Origin of the sequence: Microbacterium sp. TNHR37B, assembly GCF_001620065.1 — a bacterium.
Taxonomy (GTDB): Bacteria; Actinomycetota; Actinomycetes; order Actinomycetales; family Microbacteriaceae; genus Microbacterium.
In genome coordinates, this window is record NZ_LQGV01000001.1 from 183,974 (window position 1) to 208,883 (window position 24,910).

Annotated in this window: 24 protein-coding genes; 21 read left to right on the top strand and 3 right to left on the bottom strand. The window is 68.8% G+C overall.

What is annotated here, in order from left to right:
• Positions 1-132 precede the first annotated feature (132 nt).
• From AVP41_RS00900 to AVP41_RS00910, 3 genes are read left to right on the top strand one after another with little or no spacing between them, the layout of a single operon-like run.
• Positions 133-1,068: an ROK family glucokinase gene (locus AVP41_RS00900; RefSeq protein WP_067159435.1), complete on the top strand. Its 936-nt coding sequence runs from the start codon at positions 133-135 to the stop codon at positions 1,066-1,068.
• Positions 1,069-1,071: 3 nt separating this feature from the next.
• A complete protein-coding gene (locus AVP41_RS00905) occupies positions 1,072-1,758 on the top strand; it encodes a lysophospholipid acyltransferase family protein (protein ID WP_067159438.1) in 687 nt (228 codons plus the stop codon).
• 58 nt (positions 1,759-1,816) lie between these two features.
• Positions 1,817-3,154, top strand: a complete 1,338-nt coding sequence (locus AVP41_RS00910) for a class II 3-deoxy-7-phosphoheptulonate synthase (RefSeq protein WP_067159441.1) — start codon at positions 1,817-1,819, stop codon at positions 3,152-3,154.
• 1 nt (position 3,155) lies between these two features.
• Here the strand turns inward: AVP41_RS00910 and pknB are convergent, their stop codons facing one another.
• Together pknB and AVP41_RS00920 are read right to left on the bottom strand one after the other, a co-directional pair.
• Positions 3,156-5,093, bottom strand: a complete 1,938-nt coding sequence (gene pknB / locus AVP41_RS00915) for a Stk1 family PASTA domain-containing Ser/Thr kinase (RefSeq protein WP_067159444.1) — start codon at positions 5,091-5,093, stop codon at positions 3,156-3,158.
• Between the two features lie 64 nt (positions 5,094-5,157).
• The gene (locus AVP41_RS00920; RefSeq protein ID WP_067159446.1) at positions 5,158-6,210 is read right to left on the bottom strand and encodes a LysM peptidoglycan-binding domain-containing protein; all 1,053 of its coding nucleotides are present in this window, start codon (positions 6,208-6,210) and stop codon (positions 5,158-5,160) included.
• Positions 6,211-6,394: 184 nt separating this feature from the next.
• On the opposite strand from AVP41_RS00920, the gene AVP41_RS00925 reads away from it, so the two are divergent.
• Entirely contained in the window at positions 6,395-6,742 is a 348-nt protein-coding gene (locus AVP41_RS00925) for an Rv2175c family DNA-binding protein (RefSeq protein WP_067159449.1), read from the top strand.
• Positions 6,743-6,752: 10 nt separating this feature from the next.
• Here the strand turns inward: AVP41_RS00925 and AVP41_RS00930 are convergent, their stop codons facing one another.
• Positions 6,753-7,844: a polyprenyl synthetase family protein gene (locus tag AVP41_RS00930; protein ID WP_442922767.1), complete on the bottom strand. Its 1,092-nt coding sequence runs from the start codon at positions 7,842-7,844 to the stop codon at positions 6,753-6,755.
• Positions 7,845-7,911: 67 nt separating this feature from the next.
• On the opposite strand from AVP41_RS00930, the gene AVP41_RS00935 reads away from it, so the two are divergent.
• The 17 genes from AVP41_RS00935 (at position 7,912) to AVP41_RS01015 (ending at position 24,902) form a co-directional block, all read left to right on the top strand.
• Complete coding sequence (locus AVP41_RS00935; RefSeq protein ID WP_067159455.1) at positions 7,912-8,295, top strand: DUF3040 domain-containing protein; 384 nt, start codon at positions 7,912-7,914, stop codon at positions 8,293-8,295.
• A 216-nt stretch (positions 8,296-8,511) separates the two neighbouring features.
• Complete coding sequence (gene mraZ, locus AVP41_RS00940; protein WP_067159458.1) at positions 8,512-8,943, top strand: division/cell wall cluster transcriptional repressor MraZ; 432 nt, start codon at positions 8,512-8,514, stop codon at positions 8,941-8,943.
• 107 nt (positions 8,944-9,050) lie between these two features.
• A complete protein-coding gene (gene rsmH / locus AVP41_RS00945; RefSeq protein ID WP_157532409.1) occupies positions 9,051-10,013 on the top strand; it encodes a 16S rRNA (cytosine(1402)-N(4))-methyltransferase RsmH in 963 nt (320 codons plus the stop codon).
• The gene (locus AVP41_RS00950; protein WP_067159463.1) at positions 10,010-10,594 is read left to right on the top strand and encodes a hypothetical protein; all 585 of its coding nucleotides are present in this window, start codon (positions 10,010-10,012) and stop codon (positions 10,592-10,594) included. The genes rsmH and AVP41_RS00950 overlap by 4 nt, the downstream gene beginning before the upstream one ends.
• Positions 10,595-10,598: 4 nt before the next feature.
• Positions 10,599-12,416, top strand: coding sequence for a peptidoglycan D,D-transpeptidase FtsI family protein (locus tag AVP41_RS00955; RefSeq protein WP_067159466.1), 1,818 nt, complete (start codon positions 10,599-10,601; stop codon positions 12,414-12,416).
• Positions 12,417-12,443: 27 nt separating this feature from the next.
• A complete protein-coding gene (locus AVP41_RS00960) occupies positions 12,444-13,856 on the top strand; it encodes a UDP-N-acetylmuramoyl-tripeptide--D-alanyl-D-alanine ligase (RefSeq protein ID WP_067159469.1) in 1,413 nt (470 codons plus the stop codon).
• Positions 13,853-14,962: a phospho-N-acetylmuramoyl-pentapeptide-transferase gene (mraY, locus tag AVP41_RS00965; protein WP_067159472.1), complete on the top strand. Its 1,110-nt coding sequence runs from the start codon at positions 13,853-13,855 to the stop codon at positions 14,960-14,962. The genes AVP41_RS00960 and mraY overlap by 4 nt, the downstream gene beginning before the upstream one ends.
• Complete coding sequence (gene murD / locus AVP41_RS00970) at positions 14,959-16,524, top strand: UDP-N-acetylmuramoyl-L-alanine--D-glutamate ligase (RefSeq protein WP_067159476.1); 1,566 nt, start codon at positions 14,959-14,961, stop codon at positions 16,522-16,524. The genes mraY and murD overlap by 4 nt, the downstream gene beginning before the upstream one ends.
• Positions 16,487-17,734: a putative lipid II flippase FtsW gene (gene ftsW / locus AVP41_RS00975; RefSeq protein ID WP_067162660.1), complete on the top strand. Its 1,248-nt coding sequence runs from the start codon at positions 16,487-16,489 to the stop codon at positions 17,732-17,734. Before murD ends, ftsW begins: the two co-directional genes overlap by 38 nt.
• A complete protein-coding gene (locus tag AVP41_RS00980) occupies positions 17,731-18,822 on the top strand; it encodes a UDP-N-acetylglucosamine--N-acetylmuramyl-(pentapeptide) pyrophosphoryl-undecaprenol N-acetylglucosamine transferase (protein WP_067159479.1) in 1,092 nt (363 codons plus the stop codon). The genes ftsW and AVP41_RS00980 overlap by 4 nt, the downstream gene beginning before the upstream one ends.
• A gap of 84 nt (positions 18,823-18,906) precedes the next feature.
• Positions 18,907-20,325, top strand: a complete 1,419-nt coding sequence (murC, locus tag AVP41_RS00985; protein WP_067159482.1) for a UDP-N-acetylmuramate--L-alanine ligase — start codon at positions 18,907-18,909, stop codon at positions 20,323-20,325.
• A gap of 3 nt (positions 20,326-20,328) precedes the next feature.
• Complete coding sequence (locus AVP41_RS00990; RefSeq protein ID WP_067159485.1) at positions 20,329-21,321, top strand: FtsQ-type POTRA domain-containing protein; 993 nt, start codon at positions 20,329-20,331, stop codon at positions 21,319-21,321.
• Positions 21,322-21,542: 221 nt separating this feature from the next.
• On the top strand, positions 21,543-22,682 hold the full coding sequence (ftsZ, locus tag AVP41_RS00995) for a cell division protein FtsZ (RefSeq protein ID WP_067159488.1): 1,140 nt from the start codon (positions 21,543-21,545) through the stop codon (positions 22,680-22,682).
• The gene (locus AVP41_RS01000) at positions 22,683-23,369 is read left to right on the top strand and encodes a YggS family pyridoxal phosphate-dependent enzyme (RefSeq protein ID WP_067159491.1); all 687 of its coding nucleotides are present in this window, start codon (positions 22,683-22,685) and stop codon (positions 23,367-23,369) included.
• Between the two features lie 31 nt (positions 23,370-23,400).
• Positions 23,401-23,859 (top strand): cell division protein SepF, encoded by a 459-nt coding sequence (locus AVP41_RS01005; RefSeq protein WP_067159494.1) that lies wholly within the window; start codon positions 23,401-23,403, stop codon positions 23,857-23,859.
• Positions 23,860-23,861: 2 nt separating this feature from the next.
• Positions 23,862-24,164 carry a YggT family protein gene (locus AVP41_RS01010; protein ID WP_067159496.1) on the top strand — a complete coding sequence of 101 codons (303 nt, stop codon included), beginning with the start codon at positions 23,862-23,864 and terminating at the stop codon, positions 24,162-24,164.
• 120 nt (positions 24,165-24,284) lie between these two features.
• Positions 24,285-24,902, top strand: a complete 618-nt coding sequence (locus AVP41_RS01015; protein WP_067159499.1) for a DivIVA domain-containing protein — start codon at positions 24,285-24,287, stop codon at positions 24,900-24,902.
• Positions 24,903-24,910 lie beyond the last annotated feature (8 nt).

Here is a 24,910-nt window from a genome sequence, read left to right on the forward strand (position 1 = left end):
CGTCGGAAAGTGACGGGTTGGGATCGAGTGTAGCTTGCGCTGATACCCGGTCCAGCGGCGCGCGGCGGCCTCGGGGCGCGGACTAGACTTCTGCGGATGCCGTGCGGTTCGCGCCGGCGCGAGAGGAGCAGCGTGCACAGCGTCGGCATCGACATCGGCGGCACGAAGATCGCCGGGGGAGTTGTCGCAGAGGATGGCTCGATCATCGAGCAGCTGCGCGTGAGCACCCCCGACCGGCCGGCGGAGCTCGCCGATGCCGTCGCCGTGATGGTGCGGGATCTCGCGCAACGGCACGAGATCCACTCCGTGGGCGTCGCGGCCGCGGGCTTCATCGACGCGACGCGATCGGTCATCATCCACGCTCCCAACATCGACTGGCGCAACGAGCCGCTCCGCGCCGAGCTCGAGGCGCGCATCGGACGGCCGGTGACCCTCGAGAACGACGCCAACGCCGCCGGGTGGGGGGAGTACCGTTTCGGTGCGGGCCAGGGGTGCGCCAACCTCGTCATGCTGACCCTCGGGACCGGCGTCGGCGGGGCGGTGGTCATCGATGGCCGTCTGCTGGTCGGGGGCAACGGCATCGGCGGCGAGCTGGGGCACATCCGGTTCATCCGCGGCGGTCGTCCGTGCGGCTGCGGTCAGAACGGATGTCTCGAGCAGTACGCGTCGGGCCGTGCCCTCCAGCGTGAGATCGCCGACATCGCCGCCGCCGGGGGCATCGGTGCGGGCCTGGCCGACGTGCAGGACGCTCGCGGCATCGTCCCGGGCGCGGAGATGGCGAGGCTCCTCGCGGACGACGACCCGGGGGCACTCGAAGCCGTCCGCCGCGTCGCGACGGCACTCGGCGAGGCGTGCGGCGAGTTCCAGGCGGTCCTCGACCCCGAGCTCTTCGTGATCGGCGGCGGAGTGGCCGACCTGGGTGAGCGCCTGCTGCACCCCGTTCGCCTCGCGTACGAGACGTCGCTTCCCGGCTACGGGGACCGTCCCGTCGCGGACTTCGCGATCGCGACCCTCGGCAACGATGCCGGAATGATCGGCGTCGCCGACCTCGCCCGTCTTCGGGGGTGAGCGATGTTCTACTGGTTCATGAAGTACGTCGTGATCGGACCGATCGTCAAGGCGATCTTCCGGCCCTGGATCGTCGGGCGGAGCAACGTCCCGAGTTCCGGAGCGGCGATCCTGGCCAGTAACCACCTCTCGGTGAGCGACTCGATCTTCCTGCCGCTCATGATCGATCGCCCCATGTCGTTCCTCGCCAAGAGCGACTACTTCACCGGGAAGGGCATCAAGGGCTGGTCGACCCGGATGTTCATGAAGGCGACGGGCCAGATCCCGATCGACCGGACGGGAGGGAAGGCCTCCGAGGCGTCGCTCAACACCGGACTGCAGGTGCTCGGACGCGGTGACCTCCTCGGCATCTACCCGGAGGGCACGCGCAGCCCCGACGGCAAGCTCTATCGGGGGAGGACGGGACTGGCTCGCATGGCGCTCGAGGCACGTGTGCCGGTGATCCCGGTCGTCATGGTCGACACCGGCACGGTGATGCCGATCGGTCGGTCGATCCCGAGGATCGGCCGCGTCGGCATGGTGATCGGCGAACCGCTGGACTTCAGCCGCTTCCACGGGATGGAAGGGGATCGCTACATCCTCCGCTCGATCACCGACGAGATCATGGTGGCCCTGCAGCGCTTGGGCGAGCAGGAGTACGACGACGTCTATGCCTCGACCGTGAAAGACCGGCGCCCGGCTTCGGTGTGAGGTCCTGAGCCCCGTCACAGAGGGCGGACCGCGTCGTCCGCGCCACTAGACTGAGCGGATGCCCGTAACGCTCGATGCGCTCGACAACTGGCGCTCGCTCCCGATCAAGCAGCAGCCCTCCTGGTCAGATCTCGACGCGGTCGCCGCGGTCTCCGACGAGATCGCCTCGCTCCCGCCGCTCGTGTTCGCAGGCGAGGTCGACAACCTGCGCGAGCGCCTCGCGCGAGCAGCGAGCGGTCGCGCCTTTCTCCTCCAGGGGGGCGACTGCGCCGAGACCTTCGCGGGAGCGACCGCCGAGCAGATCCGCAACCGCATCAAGACGGTGCTGCAGATGGCCGTCGTCCTCACCTACGGCGCGTCGATGCCGGTCGTGAAAATGGGGCGGATGGCGGGCCAGTTCGCCAAGCCGCGCTCCAGCGACACCGAGACCCGGGGAGATGTCACTCTGCCCGCCTACCGCGGCGACATCGTCAACGGATACGACTTCACGGAGGCCTCTCGCGCCGCCGACCCCGGCCGACTCCTCAAGGGTTACCACACGGCAGCGTCGACGCTGAACCTCATCCGCGCGTTCACGCAGGGTGGTTTCGCTGACCTGCGCGAAGTGCACAGCTGGAACCAGGGTTTCGCGAAGAACCCCGCCAACGTGCGCTACGAGCGACTGGCGACGGAGATCGACCGCGCGATCAAGTTCATGGAGGCGGCCGGCGCCAACTTCGATGAGCTGCGCGGCGTCGAGTTCTACACCGGCCACGAGGGCCTGCTGATGGACTACGAGCGACCGATGACCCGCATCGATTCGCGTACCGGGACCCCGTACAACACGTCGGCGCATTTCCTCTGGATCGGCGAGCGCACCCGCGACCTCGACGGCGCGCATGTCGACTACTTCTCCCAGATCCGCAACCCCATCGGGGTGAAGCTCGGTCCGACCACGTCCACCGACACGGCCCTCGCACTGATCGACAAGCTCGATCCCGAGCGGGAGCCGGGCCGGCTCACGTTCATCACCCGCATGGGCGCCGGCAAGATCCGCGACGCCCTGCCGCCGCTTCTCGAGGCGGTCAAGGATTCCGGGGCGACGCCGTTGTGGGTCACCGACCCGATGCACGGCAACGGCATCACGACGCCCACGGGTTACAAGACGCGACGCTTCGACGACGTCGTCGACGAGGTCCGCGGCTTCTTCGAGGCGCACCGCGCGGTGGGGACCTTCCCCGGCGGGATCCACGTCGAGCTCACCGGCGATGACGTCACCGAATGCCTTGGCGGCTCCGAGATGATCGACGAGGCGACGCTCGCCACCCGCTACGAGTCCCTCTGCGACCCGCGTCTGAACCACATGCAGTCGCTCGAGCTGGCGTTCCTCGTGGCGGAAGAGCTCGAGAAGCGCTGACTCAGCGCCGCACGTCGATCGAGATGGTGATCGTCGTCCCGCGCTGCTGCAGGGTCTTGGCGTCAGGGCTCTGAGAGACGACCTCGGTGAGGTCGTTCTGCGCGATGTTCCATGGAAAGACCACGCCGCTCACCTCGAACCCGGCGTCGGTCAGCGTCTGGACGGCGCGGTCGCGGGTCATCCCGCGTACATCGGGGACCTCGAACAGCTGGGGGCCGCGAGAGATGACGAGCGTCACCCTCTCGCCGGGGCGCCACGATCCGCCGCCTTCGCGCTCCTGCATCCGGATGACGCGGCCCTTTTCGACCGACGTGCTGTACTCCTGCGTCGTCGTGACCTTCAGGTCGACCTTCTTGAGGGTGGACGTGGCAGCGGCCTCGGTGTCACCCACGACGTCGGGAACGGGACCGAGTGAGTAGCGGATCTCCGCGCTGGATCCCTGGAGCACGGTGCAGCCCTGAGCGCAGGGGATGGGGTCTGCGACACCGGCTTGAGTGATGAACACGCGGACGACGCGATCCTCGTCGAACGACGTGAAATAGGGGTTCGAGAGGGCGACGTCGATCTGCGCATCGCGCAACAGCTGCGTCACCGTCTCCACGGTCTTGTTCTCGAGCGTGGGGAGTGTGACCTCGGCCGGTCCGAGAGAGACGACGACGGTCACCCGGGTCTGCTTCTCCACTCGCGTCCCGGGCTCGGGATCGGTGCGGATGGTCTCGCCCTCGGCGACCTCGAGACTGTTCCGGCCCTCCTGCACGGAGGTGAGTTCGTGGCTGCGGAGCTCCGCGGCGGCCTCGTCGAAGCTCTTGCCACGGACATCCGGCACGCTCACGAGGGCACCCGGACCCGAACCGAACCACCAGCCCGTGCCGGCTCCCGCTGCGGCCAGCAGCAGGACGAGCACGAGCAGCCACGCGCCTGTGACCGACCGCCGGTGAGCGCGTCGTCGGAGCTTCGTGGCATTGTCGACATCCGTCGTGACGACCGGAGCCGTGAAGGATCCCGGCAACACCTTGGTGAGTTCGCCCGACGGCGCGGTCCCGTCTCCGGTGGTGACGCCCACGGCCGTCGACCGCACGACTTGGGGATGGATCCCCAACTCCTTCTCGATGTCACGCAGGCGATCGAGCATCTCTCGCGCGTCGACCGGGCGCTCATCGGGCTGTCGCTCCGTCGCCCACAGCACCAGTTCGTCGAGCTGTTCAGGAACGCCGGGATTGCGCACGCTGGGGCGCGGGACCGAGTCGGTGGCGTGCTGGTAGGCGATCTGCATCGGCTGCTCGCCCTTGTACGGCTGTTCGCCGGTGAGCATCTCGTAGAGCATGATGCCCAGGGCATAGATGTCGCTGCGGGCGTCGGCCGTCCCGCGCGTGACCAGCTCGGGAGCGAGGTAGGCGATCGTCCCGAGCAGCATCTGACCGGTCGCGGTGTTCGCGCTGGTCGCCCGCGCCAGACCGAAGTCGCCGATCTTGATCCGGCCGTCCTCAGCCAGCAGCACGTTCTCCGGCTTGACGTCGCGATGGACGATCCCGGCGCGGTGCGCCGCGGACAACCCGGAGAGCACGGCATCCATGATCGTGATCGTCTGGGGAATCGAGAGGCGACGCTGCTCCCGGAGCAGCTCCCGGAGCGTGATGCCCGGCAGATACTCCATCACGAGATAGGCCAGATCGTCGTCCTGCCCCTGGTCGAAGACGTTGACCACGTGCGGGTCGGCCAAGCGCGCGGCCGCGCGCGCCTCTTGAATGAACCGGCTCTGGAAGACGGTGTCGTCGGAGAGGTGGCCGTGCATCACTTTGAGAGCGACGCGCCGCTCGAGGCGGAGGTCGGTGGCGACGTAGACGGTCGCCATTCCGCCGCGTGCGATGCGGGCGCGCACGCGGTACCGACTGTCGACCAGGCGGCCGATCAGCGGATCCGTCTGCTGGCCCGTGCTCACGCGTCGAGTCTACGGAGCCGGAGCAGGGAGTCCGGGCAGCGGCTCGCCCCGCGGATGGAGCCGGTCAGCCCAACCGCTCGAGCCACTGGTAGGCCTGTGACTCCCACTGGCCGTAACGGTGCGGATAAGCCGAGCGTTGCACCGCCTGCGCAGCCTCGCTGAACTCCATGTCCTCCCAGCCCGCGATGTCGAGCAGCCCGCGCGTATCCGAACCGTTGGGATCGTCGGGGCCGCCGAAGAAGGCTGCCGCCGCGCGTCGGGGGTCGCGCACCTGGTCCGGCGTGCCCCATCCCGTGCTCGGACGCTGCTGGAACAGCCCCAGCGAGTCGTAGGTGCCGTAGTCGAGGTTTCGGAGCCAGGACTCCACCATCGCGGTGGCGAGGGCAATCGCGATCCCTCGGTCGGAGACGCCGCGTTCGCGTCCGACGGCGATGATCAGACGGGCGTTCTTGGTCTGTTCCGCATCCAGTCGCGCCCCGTGCGTCGCCTTCTGGGGCGAGGACGTGGAGGGTGCCGCTGCGGGACGGGCCGTTGCCTTCGCCGTCGACGGGCGTCCCGGGATCGCGAGCTTCTCACCCGGGTAGATGATCGCGCCGGTCGTGAGATCGTTGGCCCGCAGAAGCGCCGCGAGTGAGCAGTCGTGGCGGTCGGCGATCGCCCAGAGGGTGTCGCCGGAGCGCACCGTGTACGAGGTCGAGGAGGTGTGCGATGCTCGCGTGGAGCTCTTCGAGGGCTTCTCGGCGCCCGCCGAGCCCGTGCTCTTCTCCGCTGCGGAAAGCCGCAGCACGTCACCGGGCCGGATGATCGATCTCCATCCCAGACCATTCCAGGCCAGCACGTCGGCGGTACGGAGCCCGTGCGCCGCGGCGATGGCGCTGACGGTGTCTCCGCGAACCACGGTGTGGGTGCGCGGCGTCCGAGTGGTGGGCGTCGCAACGGTCGCGGACGCAGCGGCCGTGACGGCATTGCCGAGGGCGGCGATCGTCGGCGTCGCCGTCTCCATCGGTACCTCGGGGATGGTGGCGGCCGTGCCGGGGGAGCCGCTGACGGAAAGGGCGATCGTGCCCCAGACGGCGACGGAGCCGGTGGACGTGGACAGCGTCGGCAAGCGTCTCATGGGTGATCTCTCCTCCTCGTGGACCTCGAAAACGCTGTCACGGAAGTCAAGTCGAGTCAATCAAAGAGGCAGAAGTGAAAGATGTGATTTCTGTAATGTTCCGTCGAGCGTGGACCTGTGCTCCTCAGCGCCGGTTCCCTCCCCGCCGGTGCTCGGCCCCCGCGCGGAATGCGATAGTGGAGGGGTGACCGGCTCGACTCCGACGTTTCCCACTGACTGGCTGACCCTCCCCGACCTCGTCGCGGTGACGGGAGAACCGCTCGGCCGTATCCGACGGTTGCTCGATGAGAAGCACCTGGTCGCGTCGCGACGCCACGGTGCTCCCCAGGTGCCCGCAGCCTTCCTCATGGAGGGGCGCCCCGTGACGTCGCTCCGCGGGACCGTGATCGTGCTCCAGGACGCCGGCTTCTCCGACGATGAACTGATCGACTGGCTGCTGACCGAGGACGAGTCGCTCGGCCACGCGCCCATCGAGTCACTCCGCGCGGGTCGCAAGAGCGAGGTCCGCCGCATCGCGCAGGCGCTCGCCTGAGCGAACTCGCTCAGGACGTTCGAGCGACCGCCGCCCGGGCAAGGTCGCGCAGCGCGCCGACCGCGGCATTGTCCAGCGCTGCGCCGCGCAGTGCGCGATCGGCCTCGGACGCGTAGTCCGAGATGACGTCCTCGACGCGTGCGAGGGCGCCGGAGTCGACGATCGTGCGCTGCAGGGACGAGATCTGGTCGCCGGTGAGATCAGGATCGCCCAGCAGTTCGTCGAGGGTGCGTCGAGCGCCCGTGGGGAGGTTCTCCCGCGCGAACGCGATGAGGAGCGTGCGTTTCCCTTCACGCAGATCGTCGCCCGAGGGCTTTCCCGTCACGGAGCTGTCGCCGAACACTCCCAGGACGTCGTCGCGAAGCTGGAAGGCGAGCCCGATCGGCAGGCCGAATCGTCCCAGTGCCTCCCGCTGGTCGGGTGTGGCCCCCGCCAGCTCGGCGCCGATCAGGAGTGGCTGCAGCACGCTGTAGCGAGCGGACTTGTAGGTCGCGACCCGGAGGGAGCGATCAGCGTGCTCCGCGTCGTCCACGGAGAGGGCCGCGGCCTCCTCGGCGAGGTCCAGCAACTGGCCCACCGTCACCTCGCGACGCATGCGCGCGTACTCGAGCCTGGCGGCTGCGGCGGTGCCGCTGTCGCGGAGCCCCTCCTCGAACAGGTCGTCGCTCCACGCCACGAGGAGGTCTCCCAGAAGGATCGCCGCGGAACGTCCATAGGCCGCCCCGTCTCCGCTCCATCCCTGTGCGCGATGTCCGCGCTCGAGCGCCCGGTGTGCGGCGGGGCGACCCCGGCGCGTGTCGGAGTTATCGATGAGGTCGTCATGCACGAGAGCCGCGGCGTGGAAGATCTCCAGTGCCGCTGCAGCCGCGACTGCGGCCGGGTCGACCTCGACCGCGCCGCGTGGTGAGGCCCCCGCAACAGCCCACCATCCGGTGAGGCAGAAGCGGCCGCGCAGGCGCTTCCCGCCTGTGATCGTCTCGGCGGCCGTCCGCACGAATGCGATGGCATCGGGGCCCAGCTCGCGGGCCTCCTCGATGCGGTCTTCGGCGAACCTCTCCATCCGCTGGGAAACGAGCTCGATCAGGTCCACCGAAGGCATCACGGGCCTAGCCTAGTTCTCGAGCACCCGCGTACAATCGAGATCACTCGACACTTCAAGAGGGGGATGCATGCCACTGTCAGAGCAGGAGCAGCGTCTGCTGGACGAGATGGAGCGCCATCTCATGCACAACGACGCCGATGTCGTCAGCGCGCCCCGTGAAGGCCAGTCCCTCAGCTACCGCAACATCGTCTACGGCAGCGTTCTCGTGCTCGTCGGCATCGCCGGTCTCGTCGTCGGAGTGTCGACCTCCCTCATCATCGTGGGAGTGATCGCGTTCCTTGCGATGGTGGCGGGCGTCGTGCTCGCGGCGACCCCCGCGCGCGGCGGCTCCGCACGTCCGCGGTCCCAGGGAACCCGCAAGCCCACGGCCGCGGGCCCGGCCAAGGCCGGCGGCGGCAGCTTCATGGACCGCATGAACGATCGATGGGATCGACGCCGCGGCGAAGGGTGACCCCCTTCTCCGACGGAGAACCACCAGAGCACCGACCTTCGGGTCGGTGCTTTTTTTGTGCCCGCGGCGACGGCGACGTCCACCGCGCATCGTGCCGGCCTGCCTCCGGGGGAGAGCCCGGGCGCGGCTCGGCCACAAATCGATAGGAAAGTGGAGGAAAGTGGAGTAAAGTGGCGCGTACTTCAGGCGGCCGGGCGGAGAAGGGGGTGGGACGCGATGCTGTTGGGCACGTACACCCCGAAGCTCGACGACAAGGGCCGCGTCATTCTTCCGGCGAAGTTCCGCACCGATCTCGGCGACGGCGTCGTCGTCACCCGGGGGCAGGAACGCTGCCTCTACGTCTTCAGCACGAAGGAGTTCGAGCGCGTCTACGAACGGATCCGCGAAGCGCCGCTGACCAACAAGCAGGCCCGCGACTTCCAGCGCATGTTCCTGTCGGGAGCAAGCGATGAGAAGCCGGACGGTCAGAGCCGGATCACCATTCCGCCGCACCTGCGCACCTACGCGAACCTCGGCCGTGAGCTCGTCGTGACCGGTGTCGGAGCGCACGCCGAGATCTGGGACGCGGAGGCGTGGAACGCCTACGCGGAAGGAAACGAAGACAGCTACTCGGAGATGGAGCAGGAGGTGATCCCCGGGCTCTTCTGAGCCGTGGCCCCGACTCCCAGCCGCACGCCCTGACACACTTCCCCGGTGCCAGGTCGGAGCGGATGGGGATCCGGGCTCCGGGTCGGAGGCAGCACAGGTCGATGATCATGAACCCCCGCGACATCCACACTCCCGTTCTGCTCGAACGCTGCGTCGAACTCCTCGCACCGGCGCTCGACCGCGACGACGCGGTCATCGTCGATGCCACCGAGGGGATGGGCGGGCACTCGGAGGCGCTGCTCGAGCGTTTCCCGCACGCCCGCCTGATCGGACTCGACCGTGACACCGACGCCCTGCGGATCGCGGGGGAGCGCCTCTCTCGCTTCGGCGACCGGGTGCACCTGGTGCACACCGTCTACGACGGCATCGCTGAGGCCGTCGCGTCGGTCGGTGTCTCCCAGGTGCACGGAATCCTCTTCGACCTGGGGGTGTCCTCGCTCCAACTGGATGAAGCCGATCGTGGTTTCGCGTACGCGCAGGATGCGCCGCTGGACATGCGCATGGACCAGACCAGCGGCACCACCGCGGCCGATATCGTGGCGGCATACGGCGAAGGCGACCTTCGGCGGATCTTCGAACGCTACGGCGAAGAGAAGCTCGCGGGGCGCTACGCCCGCGCCATCATCGCCGCTCGGCAGTCGCGTCCGCTGCTGCGGTCGTCGGACCTCGTGGAGGTCCTGATCGCCGCCACCCCTGCCGCCGTGCAGCGCGAGAAGTCGGGTCATCCGGCCAAGCGGGTCTTCCAGGCACTGCGGATCGAGGTCAATCGAGAACTGGCCGCGCTGGAGGCGGCGATCCCCGCCGCACTCGAGCTCCTGCCTGTCGGCGGGCGCATCGTCGTCCTTTCCTACCAGTCGCTCGAGGACCGCCTCGTCAAGCGCGTGTTCGCATCGGCCACCGCCTCGACGGCGCCGCGCGATCTTCCGATCGAATTGCCCGAGCACGCGCCGCGATTCCGGCTGCTCGTGAGGGGCGCGGAGCTCGCCTCCGACGAGGAACGCGCCCGCAACCCCCGCGCGACGCCGGCACGGCTGCGCGCGGCAGAACGAGTGAGGGAGGCCGCCGCATGAGCACGAACCTCGCAGAGGACGACGTCTTCGGCGCACTTCCCCGTCCGCTTCCGGGGCCCGAGCGTCGGCTCCACGCCGTCTCGCAGGCGGCCCCGCGCCGCAAGCCCCGCCTCGTCTACGGTCTCGTCGCCGTCCTGGGCGCTCTCACGATCGCCGGGGCGCAGATGGGGCTCTCGATTCTGACGACGCAGAGCTCCTACGAACTGCGCTCGCTGACCACGGAGCAGCGGAGTGTGCAGTGGCAGAAGCAGATCCTGCAGGACGAGGTCGCAGGTCTCAGCTCCCCGCAGTACCTGGCCGCGAACGCCGCCGCGCTCGGGATGGTCACGGGCCAAGCCCCCAACTATCTGCGTCTCAGCGACGGCGCCCTGATCGGCAGCGGCAAGAAGGCCACGACGACCTCCAGCGTCCAGGCGCTGAAAAAGGCCGCGGTCTCCAACGAGCTCCTCAGCGGGCTCCCGCTCGTCACCGACCCCGACGCGAGTCTGGGGTCCCGCACGGCCTCCGAACAGAGCGTCGTCGTCAATCCGGCCTCCCCTCCTGCCATCGCCGACGGTCTGCCGACCCCGAACACGCATTGAGAACATGACCACTCGCGCCACCCGCAGCCCCCGCCGCCGCACCGTGACCGCACTGATGGTCGTCTTGGCGGTCATCGCGGTCTTCGTCGTCCGTCTCGTCGACATCCAGGTCGTCAATGCCGAAGGTCACATCGCCGCCCAGAAGGAGAAGGCGACGCAGACGAGCATCACGCTGGCCGGCACGCGAGGCAACATCGTCGACGAAGGGGGCAGCGTGCTGGCCACCAGCACCCTTCGTTACGACGTCGAGATCGACCCGTTGCTCGCGGCGAACGGGATCGACAAGCGCGACGAGAACGGCGCGATCGTCAAGGACGCCGACGGGAAGAACGAGAAGGTCGCCTGGCCCGAGCTCGCCGCCCGCATCGCGGCCGTCACCGGACAGTCTGCCGAAGAGGTCACCGCGATCGTGGTGGACGCGCTCGCCAAGAACCCCAAATCGCGCTGGGCGCGCGTGACGCGCAATGTCTCCACCGAGACCTACCGAGCCCTGGCCGATATGGGTCTCCCGTTCCTGACATTTCCTCCGATCGCGTCGCGGACCTACCCCGACGGGGCCGTGGCCGGCAACATCATCGGTTTCGTCAGCTCCGACGGAAAGCCCCTCGAGGGCGTGGAGAAGCTCCAGAACAGCTGTCTGGATCCGAAGGCCGGCTCGGTCACCTTCCAGCGTGGTCGCGACGGCGTGCGCATCCCCGGCACCGAGGTGGAGAAGCCTGCCGTGGACGGCGGCACCCTCACCCTCACGATCGATTCCGACCTCCAGTGGTACATGCAACAGCTCATCGCCGAGGAGACCAAGCGGTACAACGCCAACTGGGGCGGGATCATCGTCATGGAAGTCGCCACGGGCAAGATCCGCGCCTTTGCCGAGACACCGACGGTGGACCCCAACGATCCGGCGGCCTCGGATGCCGACGACCGGGCTTCGCGCCTCGCGCGGTTCTCGTACGAGCCCGGATCGACGTTCAAGCCGGTCACCGCGGCAACGGCCATCGAGGCTGCGGGGCTCACGCCGCTCTCGACCGTCAAGACGCCCTCGCGCATGACGTTCCCCAACGGGGCGGTCATCAATGACTCCGATCAGCACGCCACCGAGACCCTCACCCTCACCGGCGGACTCGTGCGCTCCTCGAACGTGGCGATGTCGCAGTTCGGCGCGCGGGTGGACCCCCAGACGCGCTTCGACTATCTGACCAAGTTCGGCGTGGGCCAGCCGCAGGGCCTCAACTGGTCGGGGGAGCCCGAGCAGCTGGGCTTCCGGCTCAAGCCCGCCGACTGGGACAACCAGACCTACTACACGACGACGTTCGGTCAGGCCTTCACCGTCACCGCCACGCAGGTCGCGAGCGTGTACCAGACGATCGCGAACGGCGGCGTCCGCATGCCGGCGCAGCTCGTGGAGTCGTGCACGAAGGCGGACGGCACAGTGGTCACGCCCGACCTCCCCGACCCGGTCCGGGTCATCAAGAAGGAGACGGCCTCCGAGGTCAGTCAGATGCTGGAGAACGTGTTCGCACAGGGCACGCTCGCCGAGGACATCAAGATCGATGGCTACCGCATGGCGGGAAAGACGGGCACGGCGCAGATCTACGACGGCAAGGGGGGCTACAAGAAGAACCTGTACTTCACCTCCCTCGTCGGTTACGCCCCTGCCGAGGATCCGCAGTACGTTGTATTGACGGTCTTCGACGAGCCCAAGAAGGAGCGCATGTCGTCGGCCAACCGCTCGGTCTTCACCAAGGCGATGACTCAGGTGCTCACGCACTACCGCATCATGCCGTCCGGGTCCGAGACACCCCTGCTCCCGGTCACGAAGTAGCTCGGGCGCGGACGAGGAGCACAGCACATGATCTCGATGACGCTCGCCGACGTGGCGGCCGCGGTCGGGGGGACCCTGCACCCCGCTGGCGACGACGGCGCGGAGACGATCGTCTCGGGCGTCGTCGACACCGATTCGCGGGAGATGGCCCCCGGCGGAGTGTTCGTCGCCAAGCGCGGCGAGACGACCGACGGCCACCGGTTCGTCGACGCGGCCGTCGCCGCCGGTGCCGTGGTCGCGATCGTGGAGCAGCCCGTCGACGCCCCCGTCAGCCAGATCGTCGTGGCGGATGCCGTCTCCGCTCTGGCGGACCTCGCGCGCGAGGTGGTCGCGCGCGTGCGCACGCGCGGCGCGCTGCGAGTCGTCGGGATCACCGGGTCGAATGGCAAGACGACCACGAAGAACATGCTCGCCCGGATTCTCGAGGGCGAAGGCGAGACGGTGGCTCCCCGCAACTCCTTCAACAACGAGGTCGGGGCTCCCGTCACGATGCTCCGGGTGACGGAGTCGACGCGTTTCCTGGTCAGTGAGTTCGGGGCATCGCGCATCGGACGCATCGCCGAGCTCGCCGGGCTCGTCACGCCCGACGTCAGCGCGGTCCTCATGGTGGGACTCGCGCACGCGGGAGGTTTCGGCGGCGTGGAGGCGACCCAGCGGGCCAAGACGGAACTCGTCGAGGCGACGCGACCCGGCGGTGTCGCCGTGCTCAACGCCGACGATCCGCGCGTGGCCGCGATGGCCGAGGTCGCCGCTGCCCGCGGCGTCGAGGTGCGATGGTTCGGGCGGTCGGCTCGGGCGCAGATGCGCGCCGAGGATGTCGAGGTGACCGCCGCCGGGACGTCGTGCACGATCGTGACGGAGAGCCAGCGGCTTCCGCTCCGACTGCAGGTGCTGGGGGAGCACCACGTGATGAACGCGTTGGCCGCCTTGTCGGTCGCCGGAGTGCTCGGTGTGTCGCTGGATACCGCGATCACGCGCCTGGAGACGGTCGAGATCGCCGAGAGGTGGCGGATGCAGCCGCTCGGGTCCGAGCGGGTGCGGATCATCAACGACGCCTACAACGCGAGCCCCGATTCCATGGCCGCCGCCCTCCGCACGATCGCACAGATCGCCGGACCGGGAGAGCGCAAGGTAGCCGTCCTCGGCGCGATGAGCGAGCTCGGGGAGCAGGCCGGCGAGGAGCACGATCGGGTGGGTCTGCTCGCGGTGCGCCTGCGATTCGAGCGCATCGTGGTGATCGGCGCCGCGGCGCGGCGCCTCTATCTCGCCGCGATCGGAGAGGGCTCGTGGGACGGCGAGGCGGTGTTCTTCGAGACCCAGGATGAGGCGTACGACTACCTCCTCACCGAGCTCCGCGACGGAGACCGGGTGCTCGTGAAGTCGTCGAACTCGGCAGGGCTCCGTCACCTCGGCGATCGTCTGGGAGAATCGTTCTCGTGAGATCACTGCTTGCCGCCGCGACGATCTCCCTGGCCTTCACGCTCTTTCTCACTCCGCTGTTCATCCGGCTGTTCGAGAAGCTCGGCTGGGGCCAGGTCATCCGCACGCCGGAAGACGGCCACAATCCGAATCACCAGACCAAGCGCGGAACGCCCACGATGGGCGGCATCGTCTTCATCCTGGGATCGCTGACGGGGTACTTCGTCGGGAGCTTCGCAGGAGGCACTCCGCCCACGACCTCGGGCCTGCTCGTCATCTGGATGATGGTCGGCCTCGGTCTCGTCGGCTTCATCGACGACTACATGAAGGTGCGTCAGCAGCGGAGCCTCGGCCTGTCGGGATGGCGAAAGGTGGTCGGCCAGATCCTGGTCGCCGTGCCGTTCGGCATTCTCGCCCTCAACTTCCCGAACGGCTGGGGAGAGACGCCGGCTTCTCCCTACATCTCGTTCTTCCGAGACATCCCGGCTCTGTCGTTCATGGCGCTCGGCGCGGTCGTGGGGTGGATCCTGTACTTGGCGTGGATCTCCTTCATGTCGGTCGCCTGGTCGAACGCGACGAACCTCACGGACGGCCTCGATGGCCTTGCCACCGGCGCCGGCATCTTCACCGTGTCCGCCTACAGTCTCGTGACGTTCTGGCAGTTCCAGCAGCGCTGCCACACGGCGGCTCTCGTCGACGCCTATGCCAGCGCGTGCTATCCCACGCGCGATCCGATGGGACTGACGATCATCGCCGCCTCCTTCGTCGGGGCGCTGGTCGGCTTCCTCTGGTGGAACGCGCCGAAGGCGAAGATCTTCATGGGCGACGTCGGATCGATGGCCATCGGCGGCGTCGTCGTGGCCATGGCGGTCCTCTCGCGCACCGAGATCCTCGCGGTCATCATCGCGGGTGTCTTCATCATCGGTCCGGGTTCGGTGATCCTGCAGCGGTACTACTTCAAGGCGACGGGCGGCAAGCGCCTCTTCCTGATGAGTCCGTTCCACCACCATCTCGAGATGCGCGGCTGGCCCGAGATCACGATCGTCGTCAGGATGTGGATCATCGCCGGGATGCTGGCCGTCACCGGTGTCGGCCTCTTCTACGTGGCCTGGCTCGCGGCGCTATGAGCGAGGATTCCCGTCACGAGCGCCTCGATGGCCTCACGAGCTGGCACGCCGATTGGCGCGGGCTCCGCGTTGCCGTGCTGGGCCTCTCGGTCACCGGGTTCTCGGTCGCCGACACGGTGGCCGAACTGGGTGCCGACGTCCTCGTGGTCACCGAGACGGCCGAGGAGGAGTACCGGCGACTTCTTCCCGTCATCGGGGCGCGCCTATGGACCGGCGACCTGGCTACCGTCCCGGACGAGCTGCGCACGTTCACCCCCGATGTCATCGTCGCGTCGCCCGGCTTCCCCCCTCATCACCCCGTCATCACGTGGGCACGCGAGGCGGGCACGGCGGTGTGGGGCGACATCGAGCTCGCCTGGCGGGTGCGCGACAAGGTCACCCGCGCAGACGGAGAGCCCGCCGACTGGATCCTCATCACCGGCACCAACGGCAAGACCACGACGACGCAGCTGACGGCGTCCATGCTCGCCGCCGGCGGCCTGCGTGCGGCGCCCTGCGGGAACATCGGGGTTCCCGTCCTCGACGCTGTGCGCGACCCGCAGGGCTTCGACGTTCTCGTGGTGGAAGTCTCCAGCCACCAGCTCTGGTATCTCGGGCAGCAGACCGGCGACCGGCGAGTTTCGCCCCACGCCAGCGTGTGCCTGAATCTCGCGGAGGACCACCTGGAGTGGCACGGCAGCTTCGAGGCGTATCGTGCGGCGAAGGCGGTCGTCTACGACAACGTGCGGGTCGCCTGTGTCTACAACAAGAGCGACCTCGCCACGCGCACGATGGTCGAAGAGGCCGACGTCGTCGAGGGCTGCCGGGCGATCGGATTCGATCTCGGTGTGCCCGGCCCCAGTGACCTGGGGATCGTCGACGGCATCCTCGTCGACCGTGCCTTCCTCGATGACAGACACACCAGCGCGCTCGAGTTGACCACGCTGTCCGAACTCCACGAGAGGGGACTGTCCGCGCCGCACGTGGTCGCGAACATCCTCGCCGCGGCGGCGCTGGCGCGCTCGTGCGGCGTCGCTCCGGGGGCCATCCGCGACGCGCTGCAGTCGTTCCGACTCGATCCGCACCGCATCCAGGTGATCGCCGTCGCGGACGGGGTCACCTGGGTCGATGACTCGAAGGCGACAAATCCGCATGCGGCCTCGTCATCGCTGGCGGCCTACCCCGGCGCGGTCTGGGTCGTCGGCGGCCTGCTGAAAGGCGTCGACATCGCCGACCTCGTCGCGCAGCGCGGGCCCGCGACGAAGGCCGCGATCGTGATCGGCGTCGAGCGGGCCGAGATCGTCGCGGCGTTCGAGCGACACGCGCCTGCGGTTCCGCTCTACGAGGTCGACCACGTTCAGACTGAAGACGTCATGGCGCAGGTCGTCGAGCTGGCGGCGCGCGTGGCGGGAACGGGGGACACCGTCCTCCTCGCTCCCGCGGCGGCATCGTTCGACCAGTTCGCCTCGTACGCCGACCGTGGTCACCGGTTCGCGTCCGCGGTTCACACGTGGCTCGCTCGGGCCGAACAGAAGCAGGAGGGTGCTGGTGACGACGACCGACCGCCCCTCCCCGACGACTGAGGCCGCCGCTTCTCGCGGGTTTGCGGCGAGGGTGTCGCTCGGCCGCGCGTTCGCCCCGGTGCCCAACGAGTTCCTGCTGATCGCGTCGACGGCTCTCATCCTGACGATCTTCGGCCTCGTGATGGTCCTGTCCGCCACGATGGCGAAGTCGATCTCGGCCGGTTCCTCTCCGTTCGAGGTCGTCCTCAAACAGGGGATGTTCGCGCTCCTGGGCGTCCCGCTCATGTTCGTCCTGAGCCGATTCCCGGTGACGTTCTGGAAGCGGATCGCCTGGCCTGCGCTGATCGGCGCGATCTGTCTGCAGATGCTCGTCTTCGTGCCCGGCATCGGCATCTACAACGACGGGAACACGAACTGGATCTCGATCGCGGGGGCGCAGATGCAGCCGTCCGAGTTCCTCAAGCTCAGCCTCGCGCTGTGGCTCGGCTATGTCCTGTACCGGAAGCAGACCCTGCTGGGGCTGTGGCGGCACGTCTTCATCCCGGTGGTGCCGGTCGGTGCGCTCGTCATCGGACTCGTCGCCGTGGGAAGCGGTGACCTGGGAACCGGCCTCGTTCTCATGGCGGTGCTGCTGGGTTGCCTGTTCTTCTCCGGAGTGAAGCTCCGGATCTTCCTCCTCCCGCTCATCGGCGTCGTCGTGGCAGCAGCGGTGTTCGCCGTCACGAGCCCCGACCGCATGCGCCGCATCATGAGCTTCCTCAACGTGGATTCGCTCGCGTGCTACTCGGCTGCGACGGGCGACTGCTACCAGGCGCTGCACGGCGTGTGGGGCCTCGCCGGCGGAGGGCTGTTCGGGCTGGGTCTCGGGAACTCCCGCGAGAAGTACGACTGGCTTCCCGCGGCAGAGCACGACTACATCTTCGCGATCGTGGGAGAAGAGCTCGGGCTGATCGGCTGCATCGTCGTCCTGGGCCTGTTCACGCTGTTCGCCGTGGGCACGTTCCACGTCATCCGGAAGACGAATGACCCCTTCATCCGGATCGCCGCGGGCGGGATCACCGTCTGGATCGTGGGGCAGGCGCTTGTCAACATCGGCGTCGTGCTGCGCGTGTTCCCCGTGCTGGGGGTGCCGTTGCCCTTCATGTCCCAGGGGGGCACGTCGCTGCTCTCGGTGCTCATGGCCTGCGGCGTCCTTCTTTCGTTCAGCCGGTCGTTGCCCGCGACGCCGTCGGTGCGGCCGGCGGGGCGCCCGGTAGGCTCGGTGCGGTGACGACGGGCTCTACTTCCACGACATATCTCCTCGCCGGCGGGGGCACCGCGGGTCACGTCAACCCTCTCTTGGCCGTCGCCGACGGCCTCCGTGCCCGATCCGCCGAAGACGTCGTGCTGGTGCTCGGCACCCGGGAGGGGCTGGAGTCCCGGCTGGTGCCGCAGCGTGGGTACGAGCTGCTGATCGTCGACAAGGTGCCCTTCCCGCGTCGGCCCGACGTGGCAGCGGCACGCTTCCCGGTCCGTTTCTCCCGCGCGGTGCGACAGGTGCGTCGACACATCCGTGAGCACCACGTGGACGTCGTGGTGGGGTTCGGCGGATACGCGTCCGCGCCGGCCTACGTCGCTGCGCGTCGTGAGCGCGTGCCGTTCGTCGTTCACGAGGCCAACGCCAAGCCGGGCCTGGCGAACGTGCTCGGCGCGCGCCGAGCCGCAGCGACCGGCGTCGTCTTCGCAGGCACTCCCTTGGCGGGCGCGCGCGTCGTGGGAATGCCGTTGCGGCGGGAGATCGTGGACCTCGATCGTGGCGCGCGCCGCGCAGAGGCGGGAGAACGGTTCGGCCTCGATCCGGCGTTGCCCACGCTCCTGGTGTTCGGCGGTTCGCTCGGCGCCCGCCGACTCAACGCCGCGATGGCCGGCGCGTGGCCGGCGATCGTCGACGCGGGCTGGCAAGTCCTCCACGCGGCGGGGGAGCGCGACGAGATCCTGGATCCCGGCGACGCACGGTACCGCGTGGTGCCGTACATCGATCGGATGGATCTGGCGTTCTCCCTCGCCGACGTCGTGCTCTCGCGGGCGGGCGCCGCCACCGTCAGTGAGATCAGCGCCTTGTCGCTCCCCGCGGTCTACGTCCCCTACGCCGTCGGCAACGGGGAGCAGGCGCTCAACGCTGCTGCTGCCGTGCGCGCCGGCGCGGCGCGGGTGATCCCCGACGGCGAGCTGACCCCGGCGAGATTGCGTTCCGAGCTGGTTCCGCTCCTCGGTGATGTGGACGCACTCTCGCGTATGGCCGCCGCCAGCACCACGGTCGGGACGCGCGAGGGCACCGAGAACGTCATCGCGCTCATCGATGAGGCCGTCGCGCGCTGACGCAGACGCCACCGCTGTGCGGCACCGTGTGCCAGCGCGCCGCGCCGCCGTCCGCCCAGGACGGCGACCTAGACTTGACGGGCCATGATTCGACCCGACCTCAGCCTCCCGATCCCCGAGACCATCACCGCTGCGCACTTCATCGGCATCGGAGGGTCGGGGATGTCCGGCCTCGCGGGGATGTTCCTGGACCGGGGCATCCGTGTGTCGGGCTCCGACCGCGCCGACAGCGCCGCGCTGCAGGCGCTCGCTGCTCGCGGTGCCGAGGTGTTCGTGGGTCACGACGCGGCACACCTTCCCGGCGATGTCGATGCCGTCGTCCACACCGGAGCCATCTGGCCGGAGAATCCGGAGTTCGTGCTCGCGAAGCAGCGAGGTCTGCCGGTGATCCACCGCTCTCAGGCCCTCTTTTGGCTGATCGGCGGGCGCCGGCTCGTTTCTGTCGCCGGCGCTCATGGCAAGACGACGTCGACAGGCATGCTCGTGACGGCCCTGCGGGCCCTCGGGACCGCTCCGACATTCGTCAACGGCGGCGTGATCGCCGACCTCGGGGTCTCGAGCGGCACCGGCTCCGATGAGCTCTTCGTCATCGAGGCCGACGAGTCCGACGGCACCTTCCTGCTCTACGACACCTCCGTCGCCCTCATCACCAACGTCGACCCCGACCACCTGGATCACTGGGGAAGCGGCGACGCCTTCTTCGATGGCTTCGTGCGCTTCGCCGACGCGGCACGAGAGGCCGTCGTGATCTCCGCCGACGATGCCGGGGCGCGTCGGGTCGCCCGCGAGCTCACCCACCCCCGGGTCGTCAGTTTCGGAACTTCTGCTGACGCCGATGTGCGCATCGCCGCCGTGACCACCGACGGTCCCGTCTCGTTCACCGTGCTCCACGGCGAGGAGAGCGCGCACGTCCAGTTGGCGGTTCCCGGAGCGCACAACGCGGTCAACGCGGCGGGGGCGATCGCCGTCCTCCTCACCCTCGGGCATGGACTCGAGGCAGCGGCGCGCGCGGTCGAGTCCTTCGGCGGCACCGTGCGCCGGTTCGAGCTCCACGGCGTCGAGAGAGGCGTGAGCGTCTACGACGACTACGCCCACCATCCGACGGAGGTGGCCGCCGCTCTCGAAGCAGCGCGCACCGTCGTCGGGTCCGGGCGCATCATCGCCCTCCACCAGCCCCACACCTACTCCCGCACACAGCAGATGTATCGGGAGTTCGCCGAGGTGCTGGAGTCCTTGGCCGATCACACGGTGGTTCTCGACGTCTATGGCGCCCGCGAGGACCCGGTCCCGGGCGTCACGGGGGCGCTGGTGTCCGAGGCGTTCGGCGACTCCTCGAAGGTCAGGTATGAGGCCGACTGGCAGGCTGCGGCCGACTACACGGCGTCGGTCGCGCGCGAGGGTGACTACGTCGTCACGCTCGGGTGCGGGAATGTCTACCTGATCATTCCCCAGGTGTTGCAGGCACTGCAGTCGACCCGACCCTCGCCGAGCGAGCGGGACTGACACATGCGCCGGCCGACGCCGCTACCCCCGCCCGAGCGGGAGTCGCGCCCTCGCGATCCTGACGTCGACCTGGATCTCGACGTCCGAGACCTGACGCCGCCGACAACCGCACCGAGTCACGCGCCCGCGCCGGCCACTGATGAGAGTGGCGCCATCGCCGCCGAGGACGAGCTCGCCGAGATCGTCCTGTTCGCGCCGCCGGGGGAGGAGAGGGAGCCCGCCGCCGATGCGCCGCTGGGCGTCCGTGACGTGTGGACGGCGGCGCGCGCGCGTCGACGCGCGTTGCGCGCCGAGGTCCGTCGCTTCACCGCCCGTCAGCGTCATCGCCGAATGGCGTGGATCGTCTCGGTGTCGGCGGTGCTGCTCCTGGTCGTTCTGTCTATCGGCGCCGCCTACAGCCCACTGTTCGCGGTGGAGCGGGTGAAGGTGGTCGGCGCCGCGCAGCTGGACGCCGGCGCCGTGGAACGGGCGTTGGCGAACCAGATCGGGAGACCGCTCGCCCTCGTCGACTCCGGCGAGGTGAAGGCGGCGCTGGTGGCGTTCCCGCTCGTGGAGACCTACACCCTCGAGGCCCGGCCGCCGCACGAGCTCGTGGTGCGTATCGTCGAGCGCCTGCCGATCGGATCGATCAAGTCCGCCGCCGGCTACACGCTCGTCGACGCCGCGGGGGTCGCGCTGTCCACCACGGCCGATCGCCCGAAGGATTATCCGACGATCAGCGTTCCCGGCGGTGTCACGTCGGCAGCCTTCGAGGCAGTGGGCACCGTCTTCCGGTCGCTTCCCGATGACGTCCGGAGCCAGGTCACGGCCCTGAAGGCGACGACCCCCAACGATGTGACGCTGACCCTCGGCGCCACCGACACCGACGTGGTGTGGGGCAACGCCAGCGAGTCCGCTCTCAAGGCAGTCACCCTGGAACGGATCATGATCGAGAGACCGCCCTCCGAGGTGTCGCTCTACGACGTCTCCTCCCCGCGCGCCGTCGTCGTGCGCTGACGCTGCGGCGCGAGTTTTCTCGTCGCGATTCGCGACACGCCCGCCGCCTCGCGGTGCGGGCTGCTCCTGCCGCATACCTTCAATTCAAGAAATACATACTCGGCAATTCTTTAAACCTCTGGTTGAGGTTGAAGGTTGAGCACCGTGGTGGCGAGAGCCGTTCGCCCCGTGTGCGACCAAGATGCGCCGAGCCAGAGGTTCGGGACGATACGGAGGCCGGCATGAGCCAGAACCAGAACTACCTCGCCGTGATCAAGGTCGTCGGTGTGGGCGGTGGCGGCGTGAACGCCGTCAACCGGATGATCGAGCTCGGCCTGCGAGGCGTCGAGTTCATCGCCGTGAACACCGACGCGCAAGCGCTGCTGATGAGCGACGCCGACGTGAAGCTCGACGTGGGGCGTGAGCTCACCCGTGGGCTCGGGGCGGGAGCCGACCCGGAGGTCGGGCGCCGCGCGGCGGAGGATCACGCGGAGGAGATCGAGGAGGCGCTCGCGGGTGCCGACATGGTCTTCGTCACCGCCGGTGAGGGGGGAGGAACCGGAACCGGAGGCGCCCCCGTCGTCGCGCGGATCGCCAAGTCGATCGGGGCATTGACGATCGGTGTGGTCACCAAGCCGTTCTCCTTCGAGGGGCGTCGTCGCCAGAGCCAGGCCGAGGCGGGCGTCGCCAAGCTGAAGGAAGAGGTCGACACCCTCATCGTCGTCCCCAACGACCGTCTCCTGGAGATCAGCGACCGCGGCATCTCGATGATCGAGGCGTTCGCCACCGCCGACCAGGTGCTGCTCGCCGGTGTGCAGGGCATCACCGACCTCATCACCACGCCGGGCCTCATCAACCTCGACTTCGCCGACGTCAAGTCGGTCATGCAGGGCGCGGGATCCGCACTCATGGGAATCGGATCGGCGCGGGGCGCGGACCGGGCGATCAAGGCAGCCGAACTGGCGGTCGAGTCGCCGCTGCTGGAAGCATCCATCGAAGGTGCCCACGGCGTTCTCCTCTCCATCCAGGGTGGCTCCAACCTCGGCATCTTCGAGATCAACGATGCTGCGCAACTGGTCAAGGAGGCCGCGCACCCGGAGGCGAACATCATCTTCGGAACGGTCATCGACGACACGCTCGGCGATGAGGTGCGGGTTACCGTCATCGCGGCGGGCTTCGACGGCGGCGAGCCGCAGGCGCGCATCGAGCCGATGTCGGTCGAGCGAGCCACGCCCGTGATCCCGGCCGTTCCCGCCGACGAAGCGGCACGAGAGGTTCCCGTCCTCGAGGAGAAGCAGTCGGTCGGCGTGACGGCCTCGACGACGTCCCACGACTCCGTGTTCGGCGACGACGACCTCGACGTACCCGACTTCCTCAAGTAAGTGGAGCTCGCCGAACGCCTCGCCGCCCTCGACGCCCGCATCGCCGAGGCGGCGAGGGCGGTCGGGCGCGACCCGCGTGAGCTCACCCGGATCGTCGTTACCAAGTTCCACCCACCTGAGCTCATTACGGCGTTGCGGGGTCTCGGAGTGCGAGACGTCGGCGAGAGCCGGCAGCAGGAGCTCTCCCAGAAGCGATCCCTGCTTCCTGAGACGACCGACCTCACGTGGCATTTCGTCGGGCAGGTGCAGACGAAGAAGGCGCGGGCGGTGCGCGCGGCCGCCGACGTCGTTCATTCCGTCGACCGCCACCGCCTGGCGGATGCGCTTCACGTCGCCGACCCGGAGGCGGACTCGCCGCTCGCCGTCTTCGTGCAGGTGAACCTCACCGAAGACCCCGCTCGCGGGGGTGTCGCCCCCGAGGCCGCGGTCGAGCTCGCGGAACACATCGCCCGGAACTGCGGCTCGCTGTCGCTGCGGGGAGTCATGGCGGTGGCGCCGCTGGAGGAGCCTCCGGCGCGCGCCTTCCAACGCCTGGCGGACGTGTCCGCTCGCGTGCGCGCCGTCGTGCCCGCGGCATCGGCGATCTCGGCGGGCATGTCCGGAGACTTCGCTGAGGCGATCGCGGCGGGTGCGACACACCTGCGGATCGGCTCGGCAATCACGGGACCGCGCCCGCTGCGCGGTTAACCTCGAACCAGACGAGCAAACGGAGGATGCGATGTCGAACCCGCTCAAGAAGACCATGGTGTACCTGGGCCTCGCCGATGAGGAAGAGGTCTACGACGAGCCGGCTGCGGCAACGCCCGCGCCGCGGCGAGACAAGCCCGTCGAGAAGACCGCGCCTGTGACTCCGATCCACCGCCCCGCGGTCGTTCGACAGCCGGCCGCCGGCACCGTCAGCGAGATCCTCACCGTGCACCCCAAGCAGTACCGCGACGCTCAGGGCATCGCGGAAGCCTTCCGGGACGGCGTGCCGGTCATCATCAACCTCTCGCAGATGAGCGACGCGGACGCTCGGCGGCTCGTCGACTTCGCCAGTGGTCTCTCGCTGGGTCTCTTCGGACGCATCGAGCGCGTCACGAGCAAGGTCTTCCTCCTCTCGCCCGAGAACATCGCGGTGTCGGGTGAGGGAGCGGTGGCGCAGGCCGATCCCGAATCGGCGCCCTTCGTCCCGTAGTCGTGGAGGTCGTCCGCCTCGTCGCCGGCATCGCCAACACGCTGCTGGTCATCTACATCCTCACGCTCCTCGCGCGCGTCATCTTCGAGTACATCCCCCTGTTCAACCGGGAATGGCGCCCACGGGGATTCGTTCTCGTCCTCGCCGAGATCGTGTACACGGTCACCGATCCGCCCGTGAAGTTCTTCCGCAGACTCGTGCCGCCCCTCCAGCTCGGCCCGGTGGCTCTCGACCTCGGATTCCCCCTCACGATGCTCTGCTGCTTCGTGCTGCTGTCGATCACCGGGGTGCTCATGCGTGCGTGAGCGCCCACCCGACCTTCCTCGCACCGTGGAAGGTCCCGGACTATGCTGTTCGGGTACGGCTCGCCGACCGCGGGTCGCCCGCATACGGCCCCGTCGTGAAGCTTTGAAAGAGGAAACACTATGGCTCTGACTCCTGAAGACGTCGTCACCAAGCAGTTCCAGCACGTCCGTTTCAAGGAGGGGTTCGACCCCGACGAGGTGGATGACTTCCTCGATGAGATCGTCGTCGAATGGCGCAAGACGATCGCCGAGAACGAGGAGCTGAAGGCCAAGCTGGCCGCCTACGAGTCGGGCGCCGCGCCGACACAGGCCGCTCCCGTCGCCGAAGAGGCGCCCGTGGTCGAAGAGGTGCCGGCTCCGGCTCCGGCTCCCGCCCCCGTGGCCGAGGCGCCCGCCACGGAGTCCGCTCCGGCGGCGGCCTCCGCGGGCATCATCGAGCTCGCTCAGCGCCTCCACGACGAGCACGTCGCCGAGGGACAGGCTCAGCGCGACAAGCTCATCTCGGAGGCTCAGGCCCAGGCCGCAGCGATCGTCGCCGAGGCCGAGGCCAAGGGTCGCGACGAGATGGCGCGCCTGGAGAGCGAGCGCACGACGCTCGAGACGCGCATCAGCGAACTCCGTCAGTTCGAGCGGGACTACCGTTCGCAGCTCCGCGGCTTCATCGAGGAGAAGCTGCGTGATCTCGACGTGGCCGGTTCGTCCTCGGGTGCGACGCCCGTCTCGTCCGCCGGTCACTAGGCCGCGCC